Source organism: Variovorax sp. H27-G14 (assembly GCF_046156345.1).
Taxonomy (GTDB): domain Bacteria; phylum Pseudomonadota; class Gammaproteobacteria; order Burkholderiales; family Burkholderiaceae_C; genus Variovorax.
Map to the genome: position 1 here is coordinate 36688 of NZ_JAYLVN010000022.1, position 12494 is coordinate 49181.

Consider the following 12494-nt stretch of genomic DNA (forward strand, 5'->3'; position numbering starts at 1 on the left):
TGTTTCGATGGGTCAGCAGTGGAACGGGCAGGCCTTGCGGCATCAGCGCGGCGGATGGATCTCTTGCGCCTTGAACAGCTCCGGATCGTTTTCGATGATGCCGCCGCTTCCCGAGAAACGCGCATCCGCGCGCGCGGCCCGATGAAAGCGGGTGCGCAGAAAACCTGCATTGCGCAAATCCGCGTGATGCAGTTCGGCATAGGAAAAATCGGCATCGTGCAGGTTCGCGTCGCGAAAGCTCGCACCGCTGGCCCGCGCGCGATGGAACACGCTCAGCGGCAGGCGCGAGCGGCTGAAATCGGTACCTTCGAGTTTGGCGTCGACCCAGATCGACTGATCGAAGATGGCATCGGTGCAATTCGCTTCACGCAGATCGGCCTCCGGAAACATCGTCTGCGCGGCATCCACTCCGCTGAAGTTCGCATTGGTCAGCGTGGCGCCCTTGAAGTTGCTCTGGGTCAGCACGGCGCCACTGAAATCGACACCTGCCATGGCGCTGTCGGTGAACTGGCAGCGCAGGAAGGTGGTGTGCGGCAAGCGCTGACCTTCGAGATTGCACTCCATCAACATCGAACCGTCGCATTGAGCCTGGGCGAACGCCACCGTGCGCAGGTCCATGCGAAAGAACATGACGTGCAACAGCTGTGCTCCGCGGCAATCGAGCTGATCGACCCGTGATTCGGTGATGACGATCTGATCGCAGATGCCGGGTTTCAACACCGCATGCCCGAGTTCGCATCGGAAAAAAGCCACGCGCTCCATTTGCGCTTTCTCAAAATTCGCGTGAGCCAGCGAAGATTCGACGAACTGGGTGTCCTGCATGAACGCGCGGCCGAGTTGCGCGGCCTCCAACCGACACCGGAACACGCGCACGCCTTTCAAGCTGGCCGCCGAGAGGTCGGCTTGATCGAAGTTGCATTGCGCCAGTGAACTGTCGTCGAGGCAGGCGTTACGCAGATTCGTCCGGCTCAGATCGACCTGCTCCATCTGCGCCCCCGACAAGTCGATGCCGCTGAGGTCCTGACCCGCGAGACTCACTTTGACCACCGGTTCGGCATGCCGAATCTTGTCCAGAAGTTCTTCGACTGTCACCGAACCGGCTCCGTCCTTCGTGCAGGCAAAGTCTTTGCGCCTTGGGTGTAGGCGCCGATGAAGGTGGTCGAACCGTCGATGGCGGCCTGTGACACGTCGGCGCGAAACAAATTGGCATCCTGCAGGCTGGCAAAGCGCAGGTCGGCCTTGGAGAGATTGGCGTCGATGAGGTTGGCACCACGCAACGAGGCTTCGCGCAAGTCCGCGCGAATGAACAGGCTCTCGCCGGCCTGCAACCGCTCCAGCCGCGCGCGCCGCAGGTCGCACCCGGAGAAGTCACAGCCTTCAAGGCGGGCATTCGCGAAGTCAGTGCCGACCAATATGGCGCCGCGCAGGCCGCACTGCCTGAGCGAAGCGGCGCAGAACACGGCCTGCACCAAGGTACAGCCATGGACGAAGGAACAGGTGACGAGGCTGGCCTCGGTGAAGTCGACCCCCTCCTGCGCATCGACGGCAACGAAAGCACAGGCGTTCAGCGAGGCGCGTACGAAAGATGCCCTCTTGAAGCTGCACTCGGTCCAGCTCACCTGCTTGAACTCGGCGTTGTCGAAAGCCATGTCTTCCAGTGTCAGCTTGACCAGCGCCACTTGCTCCCAGTGCGAGCCGCGCGCATCGCAGCGCACCCATTCGCTTTCGAACAGATCGGCTTGCTTGAACGCGGTCTTCGCCAGCACGCAGGAACGAAAAACGGTCTTGCTGCAACGCGTCTGCACGAAGCTCGCGCCCGTGAAGTTCGCGCCTTCGCATTGCGCGCCGCCCAAGTTGGCCTCGTCCAGCCGCGCATCGGTGAGCGAGGCGCGGACAAGCCGCGCCCGCGCAAGCACCGCGCGCGTGAAGTTGCAGCCATCGAGCCGCGCGTCGCTGAAGTCGACGTCTTCGAGGTTCGCCCCCGTGAAGTCGGCGCCGCGCAGGTCCAGGCCCGAGAGGTTGGCGCCGGCAAAGCTCATGCCTGCGAAGCGACGCTCGCCGCTGGCCGCGGCCTCGAGACGCCGACGCAGCCGCCTGGAGCGCAGGCTGCTGGCTGGCGGCGCCGGCTCGAGCAGATGTGCGCCGTAGAGGTGCCCCATGCGCGCGCTGTGCCCGGCCTGCTCGCGCAGCCGCGCGCGTTCGGCGGCCTCGTCGGGCGCGGGGGGTGTTCGGCGCTCACGCGCCGCGTCTTCCTCGAGGCGCGCGAGATCACGCAGCAGGCGGTCCGGGTCGAATCGGCGCTGCACAGGCTTGCCGGTCCGCGCCTCCACCTCGGTCATGGCCTTGTCGATGCTCGCCTTGATCTCGTCGGACAGCTTGCGCGGATCCATCTGCGACAGCGGCGGGATATCGATATCGGGTTGAATGGCGGCGGGCATCCCGTGTGCGACGGCCTTGGCCCGGTCCTCGGCGCCGCGGGCAAGGGCCTCCTGGCGCATCTGCTCGAGGGCTTGATCGGCCTTCTCGGCGAAGTCGGGCAGATCGTCCATGGAGGCAGGCGGCCGCAAATCCGGTTCGGGCAGGGGCGGCAGATACTGCTCCGGGTCCAGCCCCTGCGCCAGCAGGCGGGCACGCATGCGTTCGCGCTCGCGCTGCCGGCCTGCGCGCAGATTGCGCGCCAGCGGAAACGAGGCGACATCGGGCATCTGGTCGCCTGCCCATGGCCCCATGACCGCCTTGGGAACCAGGTCGCTGTCGCGCAGGACCAGCACCACCTTGGCTGGATCGATGCGTTGCTGCAGCACCTGCTGGTAGTGGGCGAGCGGTCGCGGCTGCCCGCGCAACTCGAGCGCGGGCATGATGTGCTTCACGTCAGCCGCGTCGTCCTCCGCGATGGGCGATGCACCGTGCCAGACCAGGATGACGCGCTCGGCGTGCGGGAAAAACCAGGCCGTGCTCAGGCGCAGCGAAATTTCCGACAGCGCGCCACCGTCGTTCTGAAAACTGGCGAAGCAGCGCGCCTGCCAATCGGGCAGCTGGCCGCGCATCACCGGCTGTCGAGGGTGCATGTTCCACAGTTCGTAGGCGGCGCCCGGCGGCAACTCGCGCTGGCCGGGCAGGCGCTGGTCGGCAGGCGCGGCATTGAAGTAGCGCCAGTCCATGTCATCGGCGAAACCCGGGTACTCGTGCTGCAGCCACTGCTGGTCGTAGGCGCGCCCCATCAGCGCGAGCCGCTGCGGCCGATCAGGCGGCACGGCGCCGAAACCCGCGGGCACGATGCGCCGCCCGGGCCCGTCCTGGCGCGCGCCGGGCAACTCGACATTGGGAACCCGGCGCGTGTGTACGCCGTTGATCGTTTCATCGAAGCTGCCGATGCCCTCGGGGTTTTCGGACTCGCTCGGGCCGCCATAGGCATGTGCCCAGTCCAGCCTCAGGCGCTCGAAAGGCTGGGGAGGCGTCGCGCGGCCGCCAAGCCAGTAGCGGTCCCCACTCACCAGCAACGACTTGGCCTGGCCATGGAAAACGGCCTTGGCCGCGCACAGTGTCTTGTCGTCCTGATGCGCCGTGTACGCATAGCCGCTGACCAGCCACTCCGGCTCGATCTTGGGCACGCCCAGGTCCAGCACGTTGCCGGGCCCGATCTCGTCGGCTGCCAGCTTCCACAGATCCTGGTCTGGCATCAGCAAAGGCTCGGGCGCCAGGCTGGCCATCGCGAAGACCGAGACGCCCAGGTGGTCTTGCCGCTGCCGCCGGAAGGGCCGCGTGAGGATGCTCAGGCGAAAGGGTTTGATGGTCTTCATGAGGGCAGCGGACCCGCTTCAGCGCATCGGCTGATCGATGGCGATCTCGTGCGAGACCGGGTCGAAGCGCATCTTCACGGAGCGCCCCGGTGCGAAGTCGGCGAGCTTCACCGGGCTGATCGGGGCGACCAGTTCAGCCTCGAAGGCAGGCCGTCCTCCCTCGGGCCGTACCTGGAACTTGAGCCGTACGAGGATGTAGATGCGAGCGACCCGCATGCCCGTGTCATGGCTCTCGAGCACTGTCGCTACGGCCGGTTGGCCCGTGCGAAGCACTCGCTCGGCGAGATCCGTACCCATCGCGCGGCGGTTCCCCTCGCTCTGCATCTGCATCACGTGGGAGGCATAGCGCTTGGCCAGCGTGATCGCCACGAACGTCGACAGCACGACGACGGCGATGGGGACAATCAGATACCAGTACTTGGTAAACCACACAGTGAAAAGATCCAACATGCGCTCCAGGCTCAGATGAAGACGGTGAGGCCCGAGAGGTTCACCCTGTATGCGTTGTTTTCGATTTTTTGCGCCTGGTTGTCCCACGTGAAAACCGTCTGGGTGGTGGAAAACACGCCCATCGAAAGGCTGACGTTGTACAGGTCGAGCTTGATGAACGTACCTGTGAGCGAGTAGACGTTGAACCCCGTGTTCAGGCCGGTAACGGTGGTGGACGACGCATTCACGGTCACGCCGACGCCATTGAGGTTCACGTTGACCCCGGTGATCCCCATGTTGAAGCCCTTGAAAGCAATGCCCCAGTCCGTGAACGTCACTTTCTTCTTCGACGTGTCCTCCACATGGGGCGCATCCAGGATGATCATGGTCGGTGACTTCACCGTGATGTCTGCTTTGGTGCTTTCCAGGTTCATGGGGCCGTCCGTCGTGGCTTTCAACGACGTGGTCGCATGCACCTTTTGCGCCCCATTGACCAAGTAGTCCTCGTCGCCGTTGACCGTCACCTTCTTCCCGTTGGTTTCTTCGGTGTACAGACCAACCACCGTGGTGGTCTGCGGGCCCGCAATGTCTTCCTTGAGCGACTTGCCGATGATTCGCTCTTCACCGCTGTCCACCGTGTCCGTGCGCTTGCCGGTGACATGGAGGGTCTGATTCCCGATGACATCGACCTGCTGGTTGCCACCGTCCACCTTGATGAACTGGTCGCCGCCGTTGACGGTGATCTTCTGCGGCCCGCCCTTGTTGACCGTCAGCGTGTGCGGCCCGTTGACCGTCTCGTCGAGCGAGGTGTTGGTCGTGTAGGTGTCCGAGCCTTCGATCACCGTCTCGCGCAAGCCGTCCACGGTGTGTGTTTCATTGTTCTCGACGCTGAGGCTGAAATCCTTCTGCGCATGGATCTTGATCGACTCGTTGCTCGGGTCGTCGTCGATCACGAAGTGGTTGGCCAGCTCTCCGTCGCCCTTGAGGGTGCGGCTGATGAAGCCGCTGACCGTGGCCTTGGCGGGCAACTCGAGCGGCGGCATCTGGTCGGCGTTGTAGACGCGCCCGATGATCAAGGGCCTGTCGGGGCAGCCGGCGATGAAGTCGACCACCACCTCCTGGCCTATGCGCGGATGGTTGACGGCGCCGAAGTTGGAGCCCGCCCAGGCGCTCGACACGCGCACCCAGCATGAGCTGTTCTCGTTGCGCTGGCCGTAGCGGTCCCAGCGAAACTGCACCTTGACGCGGCCGTACTTGTCGATCCAGATGTCCTCGCCCGGCGGGCCGACCACGGTGGCGGTCTGCGGCCCGTGGGTGGTCGGGATGCGCGTCACCCGCGCCGCGCGATAGGCAACGGACGTGGGCTGCACGCCGAACTGAAAACCGTAGCTGCCCTTCTCGCTGCCGGAGGCATAGCCGCCCTCGCGCAGGCTGTAGAGCACCGAGACGATCAGGTACTCGCGGTTGTCTTCTTCGCGCGGCGCGTTCTGCATCGTGAAGCGATAGCCCGGGGCCATGCCACGCACGGTGGCATGGCCGACGTCCAGCTCGGCCTGCGCCTGCGCCTCCTCCAGCCGGATGCGGGCGTAGTGCTCGCCTTGTCCGGCGTCGCTGTAGCCGCCCATCCATTCGTACATCTCGTATTGGCCATGGTCATGGCCGCGCGGCTGGCTGCGGGTGTTGAGCAGGTCGGCCTTCGGCTTCTTGAAGTCGAAGTCGTCCACGACGTAGGTGCCGGGGCGAATCTCCTCCGTCACTTCCCACTGGTCGATCGACTCGCGGCCGGGGTCGGCCAGGCGGTCCGTCGACAGGTAGCTGATCCTCGGATATTCCGGCAGCGCATCGTGCGCGCTCATGTCGTCGGCCAGCACCAGCGTGTGCTGGTTGTCTTCGTGCTTGAAGTAGTAGTAGATGCCCTCGTGCTCCATGAGCCGGCTCACGAAGGCGAAGTCGGTCTCCTGGTATTGCACGCAGTAGTCCCACTGGCGGTAAGTGGCGGTGAGCTTTGTCTCGAATGCAAAGCCGTACTCGCCAAGCACCTCCTCGATAATTTCGACGACCGATTTGTTCTGGAAGATCTTGCAGTCGCTGGTGCGCGTGAGGTACCAGAGCCAAGGCCTCAGCGAGGCGCGATACACCATGTAGCGCGACGAACTGGTGTCCCGGCCCACCAGGGTGAAGCGCGTAATCTGCCCGTTGAGGTAGCGCGGCACGCCGGTGAGGGTCTTGATCTGCAGCGTGAGTGGCTTGCCCAGCATCGCCTTCATGTCGACGGCCGTGCCCGGGCTCAGCAGGTCGACCTCGAACTCGAACAGCTGCGACAGGGCTTCGCTGCCCTGCATCGAACGGAACATGAGCTGGTCTTGCGCCAGCGGTGTATGGGCTATGACGACGCGGTCCATGGCTGCTCCCTTTCTTGGTTTGCCTTGCGCACTCAGCGCGGCGCCTCGGAAAACTCATAGTGAAATTCGTCGCCCGCCGCGCCCAGTTGCACGGCGGTGAGCCTGCGCGCGCTGACGGTGGCGCCAATGACCTCCTCGCTCAGCCGCGGCAGGATGGTGTGCGTGAGGATGGCGTCGATCATTCGCCCGCCCGACTCGATGGCCGTGCAGCGCCGTGCCACCAGCGCCACGGCGCTGTCGTCGTAGGCCAGCGCAATGCCGTGGTTGGCCTGCAGCCGCGCGGCAACGCGGTCCAGCTGCAGGCGAATGATGCGGTGCAGCGCCTCGGCATGCAGCGGGTAGTAGGGCACCACCACCAGGCGGCCCAGCAGCGCGGGCGCGAACACCTTCAGCAGCGGCTCGCGCAGCGCGGCGGCCAGCGGCTCGGGGTCGGGGCGCAGGCTCGGGTCTTCGCACAGCTGCATGACCAGGTCGGTGCCGACGTTGGAGGTCATGATGATCACGGTGTTGCGAAAGTCGATGTGGCGGCCCTCGCCGTCTTCCATCCAGCCCTTGTCGAACACCTGGAAGAAGATCTCGTGCACGTCGGTGTGGGCCTTCTCGATCTCGTCGAGCAGCACCACGCTGTAAGGCCGGCGGCGCACCGCCTCGGTGAGCACGCCGCCTTCGCCATAGCCCACGTAGCCGGGCGGCGCGCCCTTCAGCGTGGAGACGGTGTGCGACTCCTGGAACTCGCTCATGTTGATGGTGACCAGGTTCTGCTCGCCGCCGTACAGCGCTTCGGACAACGCCAGCGCGGTCTCGGTCTTGCCCACGCCCGAAGGGCCGCACAGCAGGAACACGCCCACCGGCTTGTTGGGGTTGTCCAGCCGCGCACGCGCGGTGCGAATGCGCCGCGAGATGGTTTCCAGCGCGTCGGGCTGTGCGACCACGCGCGCCGACAGAATCTCGCCCAGCCGCAGCACCGACTGCGCGTCGTCGCGCACCATGCGCCCGATGGGAATGCCCGTCCAGTCGGCGACCACGGTGGCGATGGCCTGCGCGTCCACCGCCGAAAGAATCAGTGGCGACTCGCCTTGCAGCTGCACGAGCTTGTCTTGCGCGTCGTCGAGTTCGGCGCGGAGGTCTTCGGGTGAACGCGCGGGCTCCGTGGGTTCGACAGGCACTGCAGGCGGCGCATCGGCATCGGGCGCATCACCTTGCTCGGCCTGCACCGGCACCGCAGCCGGCGACAGCTGCTTGCGCAACGCGACGATGCGTTCGACCAGCGCACTTTCTTCCACCCGCCGGCTTTCCAGCAGCGCAAGCTCGGCCTGCGCCTGCGCCACCTGCGCGGCGATGTCCGCCACGCGCTGGTGCTCGCCCACGCCGATGACCGCCTCGCGCCCCGCAATGCCCGACTCGATGCCCAGCACCTCGATGCGCCGTTGCAGGTCTTCCAGTGCAGCCGGCAATGCATGCTGGCTCAGCGCCACGCGCGCGCAGGCGGTGTCCAGCAGGCTCACCGCCTTGTCGGGCAACTGCCGCGCGGGAATGTAGCGGTGCGACAGGCTCACGGCCGCCTCCAGCGCGGCGTCGAGGATGAGCACGCCGTGGTGCTTTTCCAGCTCGGCCGAAATGCCGCGCAGCATGATCACCGCCTTGGGCTCGGTGGGCTCGTGCACCTGAATGGTCTGAAAGCGGCGCGTGAGCGCCGGGTCTTTTTCGATGTACTTCTTGTACTCCGACCAGGTGGTGGCGCCGATGGTGCGCAGCCGGCCACGCGCCAGCGCGGGCTTGAGCAGGTTGGCCGCATCACCGGTGCCGGCCGTGCCGCCCGCGCCCACCAGCGTGTGCACTTCGTCGACGAACAGCACGATGGGCTTGGGGCTTTTCTCGACCTCGTCGATCACCTGGCGCAGGCGCTGCTCGAACTCGCCCTTCACGCCCGCGCCGGCCTGCAGCAGCGTGGGGTCGAGCACCCACAGCGACACGTCTTTCAGCGACGGTGGCACGTCGCCCGATGCAAGGCGCGAGGCCAGGCCTTCGACCACCGCCGTCTTGCCCACGCCGGCCTCGCCGGTGAGCAGCGGGTTGTTCTGCCGGCGGCGCATGAGGATGTCGATGATCTGGCGGATCTCGTCGTCGCGCCCGTAGACCGGATCGAGCTCGCCCGCGCGCGCCTTGGCCGTGAGGTCGCTTGCGTACTTGGCCAGCGCCGAGCCGCCCGCGGGGGGGCCGTCGCCCTGGTGCGCCACGGCGGGTGCGCCAGCGGATTCACCCGCGCCCGGCGCGGCATCGAAGTCGTCTTCCGGCGAGCCTTCGGTCCAGGCCGCGAGCTGCGCCACCAGCACGTCGGGCACCAGCTTGTCGAACTCGCGCGAGATGCCCGAGAGCACCTGTCGCAGCCCCGGCGTCTTCACGATGCCGGCCAGCAGGTAGGCACCGCGGATGGAGGTGGCCTCGAAGCGCAGGCTGGCATAGACCCAGGCGCGTTCAACCGCGTTGTCCACGTGCTCGGAGATGTCGCTGATGGACGTGGCGCCGTGCGGCAGCCGGTCGAGCGCGCGCACCAGGTCCTGCTCCACCGCGTCCAGGTTGAGCCCCGCGCGCTTCACGATGCGGCGCAGGTCGCTGTCCTGCAGCTGCAGGATCTGGTGCAGCCAGTGCACGAGCTCCACATAGGCATTGCCGCGCAGCTTGGCGAAGGCGGTGGCGGTTTCCAGTGCCTTGTAGAGCACCGGGTTGAGCTTGGAGAACAGAGAGACGCGGCGGATGTCGGTCATAAACCCATGGAAGAAGATGCAGGCACGGCACCGGTTGGTGCCGATGCGGAATGGGAAAACAAGGCCTCGGGCTGGAACACCATGTCGCCGGCGTCGGTGTCCGACAGGCGCGTGCCCAGCCAGCTGCCCCAGCCCAGGCGCTGGCTGCCGCCGAGCTGGGTGGCGTGGGCGTCCTGCTTTTTAAGCACCAGGCGCAGCTCCCACGCGAACTCGATGCCCACGTACTGGCGCACCCAGTCGACCACCTGCTGCAGGCGCTTGCTGCCGGGCAGGAACTCACGGAACTCGGCTTGCGACAGCGGCCCCAGCTCCAGGCGGAACTTGCTCTGCGCGTCGCGCACCGCCAGCCCCAGCGTGGCGCCGCCGCCAAGCCGGTGGTTGCGCCCGAACAGGCCCAGGCGGCTGACCTCGCGCTCGTCGATCATCACCCAGTCGCTCACGAACTCCTCCACGCGCACGGGCACGTCGAAGTAGAGCTTGAGGATCTGAATCAGCCCTTCGGGGTTGCGTGTCTGGCGCACCAGGTGGCCCGCCATGAAGGTGCGCGCGTGGTCGGCGATGCGGTCGCGCTCTTGCAGGCCGGGCTGGCCCATGTTCATGAGGCTGGCCACGTAGTCGACGAAGCGATGGCCGTCGGGGCGGTCCAGGCTGTTGACTGATTGGGCGTCGGCCCAGGCCCGGTAGAACAGCAAGATCAACCGGTGATGGAACAGGTCGGCAAACGCGCTGAGCGTGTCGTCGTCATGGTGGCGCTTGCGCTCGCGGGCGTATTCGGTCAGGTGCAGCGGCAGCGGGCCGTTGGGGCCGAACAGGCCGAAGCCGTAGATGGAAATGCGCGGCGGTCCGTCGCCGTCGACCTCCACGCCCGACACGTTGGACGGCGCGAAGGCCATCGACGGTTCCTGCCCCAGCCGCAAAGGCTCGTCGACCGGTCGCGGCGCGCGGCCCAGCAGCGGATGGTCGCCCTGCGCGTCGAGGCGGCGCAGCAGCATGAACAGGTCGTGCTCGAAGGGCTGCTCGACCAGCCGGGCCCACAGCGCGGGGTCGATCTCTGGCATGCCGCGTGGCACGGGCGTGGACTGCAGCGGTTGCGCAATCTCACGACCTTGCTCGGCGAGGGCGTCGAACCCATCGACCGCCGCAGTGTTTGCAACGGCCGTGCTGCCAGTGATGCCGATGTCGTTCATACCGCGGGGCGACGTCCCACGCGCGGAGTCCAGCGCGCGATTTCGCCGCGCTGCAGGCTGCTCAGCGCGAACTCGGTGAACGAGTTGAGCGACACATGGCGGCTGAAGAACTGCTCCAGCACGGCACCGAACAGGTACGGGCTGGCGCCGGAGAACGCGACCTCGTCGATCTTCAGCGCAATTTCCACACCGCGGCCGAACATGATCGGCCCCGGCTCCGGCAGCCTGCGGAACACCGGCGCCAGCGCCATCGAGCGCACGCCCTGAATCTGGCGGCGCACCGCCGGGTCGGCCAGGTTGCCGTACAGGTCGAGCATTTCGCGCAGGGCCGATGCGCCTTGCTCCGCGTCCACATCGGTGAGGCTCAGGTAGTTCAGCCCCAGGTGGCTGATGAGGCGCCAGGTGAGCGCGCCTTCGGCCAATGCCGGGTAGGGTCGCGACGGCCCGCGCAGGATGCGGATGGCGCGCACCGGGGCAGAGACGCGCAGCGTGAAGTCCGACTCCAGCCCGGTCGGCAGCAGCAGCGGCAGGTCGCGGTTGGTGCACAGCGCATCGAGCGTGATGTGGCGCAGGCTGTGCGGAAACGGCGCGTCCTGCTGGTCGACCAGCGACACGTACACCTCGCTGCCGGTGTAGCTGGTGCGCGTGCCCTGCGCGCGCGCCCGGTCGGACACCAGGCGCGGCTCGCGGCGCAGCGAAAAGTAGGCGCCGAAGTCGCCGTCGTCCGCCGCGAATGAACCGAGAAAGGGGCGGAACTCGCGCTCCTCCGAGCCGTTGGCCATGTGGCCGGTGACGCGCTCCACGGTGAAGATCTCGAAGTCGCGCGGGCGGGTGCGGTCGATCACCGCATGGTGCTCATGCTGGCCCGGGCCCACCGGAATGCGGTCGCTGCGGCGCGGCACCAGGTTGATGATGGGCGTGCAGAACAGCGAGAAGTGCTTGGCGTCGACCAGCCGTTCGAGGTCGGCGTCGGCACGGTCGAGCAGGATCACGATTTCCATCGTGGTGCCGCCCATGGCCGCTGCCGCCGCGCGCAGTTTGTTGACGCTGAAGAACAGGTAGCGGTCGGGGAACGCGAAGTACTCGTGCAGCAGGCGGTAGCCCTGGAACGAGCGCGCGTCGTAGGGCAGCAGGGCCTGCTCGGGGTCGAAGCCTTCGTGCTTGATGGCGTCTTCACCGAGCGGCACGATGCGAGCACCGCCACCCGCACCACCTGAGGCGCCGGGGCCGCTGCGGCACACCACGCCCAGGCTGTGGTGCGTGGCCAGTTCGAGCACGCGCAGCGCATGCAGCTCGGCGCCCGACAGAAAGAACTCGAGCCGGTCGAGCGGCATGTCGGCAAAGCGCGCGCCGCCCACCGCTTCGAGCTTGATGGTGATGGCGCTCTTCGCCTGCCGCGCCACCATCGGCATGGCGTGCGCAATGTCCGCGGGCACCGGGCCGATGCCGGCCTCGGCAATGCGAATGGGCCACAGCGTGACGGCATGGCCGGTGCGAAATTCGCAGGCCGTCTGCTCGCCCTTGATCATGCGGCCGCGCAGGATGGTGTGGCGCGGCAGCTCGTAGCCGGCCTTGAGCGACCCTTCGTTGAGGTTGCCGTCGATCTGCACCACGGCCATAGCGGGCAGCGGCGCCAGAAAGTTGGGGTACACCACCTCGAGCAGGCGCTGCGAGAAGCGCGGAAACTCCGCGTCCATCTTCAGCTGGATGCGCGCCGTGAGAAAGCTGAAGCCTTCGAGCAGGCGCTCCACATACGGGTCGCTGACCTCGATGCCGCGCATGCCCAGGCGGCCCGCGATCTTGGGGTAGCGCTGCGCGAACTCGGCCCCGAGCTCGTGCATGTAGGTGAGCTCGCGGTTGTAATAGTCGAGGAGCTTGGCGTCCATGTCAGCGGCTCCCGCCTTGTTCCCT

General features: G+C 66.6%; 7 protein-coding genes. All 7 read right to left on the reverse strand.

Annotated elements, in window-relative coordinates; genetic code table 11:
• Nucleotides 1–42 precede the first annotated feature (42 nt).
• A complete protein-coding gene (locus tag VLK31_RS31355) occupies nucleotides 43–1092 on the reverse strand; it encodes a pentapeptide repeat-containing protein (RefSeq protein ID WP_409172392.1) in 1050 nt (349 codons plus the stop codon).
• On the reverse strand, nucleotides 1089–3800 hold the full coding sequence (locus VLK31_RS31360; RefSeq protein ID WP_409172393.1) for a DUF2169 domain-containing protein: 2712 nt from the start codon (nucleotides 3798–3800) through the stop codon (nucleotides 1089–1091). The genes VLK31_RS31355 and VLK31_RS31360 overlap by 4 nt, the downstream gene beginning before the upstream one ends.
• Before the next feature lie 18 nt (nucleotides 3801–3818).
• Complete coding sequence (locus VLK31_RS31365; protein WP_409172394.1) at nucleotides 3819–4250, reverse strand: hypothetical protein; 432 nt, start codon at nucleotides 4248–4250, stop codon at nucleotides 3819–3821.
• A gap of 11 nt (nucleotides 4251–4261) precedes the next feature.
• The gene (locus tag VLK31_RS31370) at nucleotides 4262–6631 is read right to left on the reverse strand and encodes a type VI secretion system Vgr family protein (RefSeq protein WP_409172395.1); all 2370 of its coding nucleotides are present in this window, start codon (nucleotides 6629–6631) and stop codon (nucleotides 4262–4264) included.
• 32 nt (nucleotides 6632–6663) lie between these two features.
• Nucleotides 6664–9396, reverse strand: a complete 2733-nt coding sequence (gene tssH / locus VLK31_RS31375; RefSeq protein ID WP_409172396.1) for a type VI secretion system ATPase TssH — start codon at nucleotides 9394–9396, stop codon at nucleotides 6664–6666.
• Complete coding sequence (gene tssG / locus VLK31_RS31380; RefSeq protein WP_409172451.1) at nucleotides 9393–10454, reverse strand: type VI secretion system baseplate subunit TssG; 1062 nt, start codon at nucleotides 10452–10454, stop codon at nucleotides 9393–9395. Before tssG ends, tssH begins: the two co-directional genes overlap by 4 nt.
• A 125-nt stretch (nucleotides 10455–10579) precedes the next feature.
• Entirely contained in the window at nucleotides 10580–12469 is a 1890-nt protein-coding gene (gene tssF / locus VLK31_RS31385) for a type VI secretion system baseplate subunit TssF (RefSeq protein ID WP_409172397.1), read from the reverse strand.
• Nucleotides 12470–12494 lie beyond the last annotated feature (25 nt).

What these genes read in the sequence shown, in the direction of transcription:
- VLK31_RS31360 (WP_409172393.1), bottom strand. Translation starts at nt 3,800, where the DNA reads ATGAAGACCATCAAACCCTTTCGCCTGAGCATCCTCACGCGGCCCTTC.
- VLK31_RS31365 (WP_409172394.1), bottom strand. Translation starts at nt 4,250, where the DNA reads ATGTTGGATCTTTTCACTGTGTGGTTTACCAAGTACTGGTATCTGATT.
- VLK31_RS31370 (WP_409172395.1), bottom strand. Translation starts at nt 6,631, where the DNA reads ATGGACCGCGTCGTCATAGCCCATACACCGCTGGCGCAAGACCAGCTC.
- tssH (WP_409172396.1), bottom strand. Translation starts at nt 9,396, where the DNA reads ATGACCGACATCCGCCGCGTCTCTCTGTTCTCCAAGCTCAACCCGGTG.
- tssG (WP_409172451.1), bottom strand. Translation starts at nt 10,454, where the DNA reads ATGCCAGAGATCGACCCCGCGCTGTGGGCCCGGCTGGTCGAGCAGCCC.
- tssF (WP_409172397.1), bottom strand. Translation starts at nt 12,469, where the DNA reads ATGGACGCCAAGCTCCTCGACTATTACAACCGCGAGCTCACCTACATG.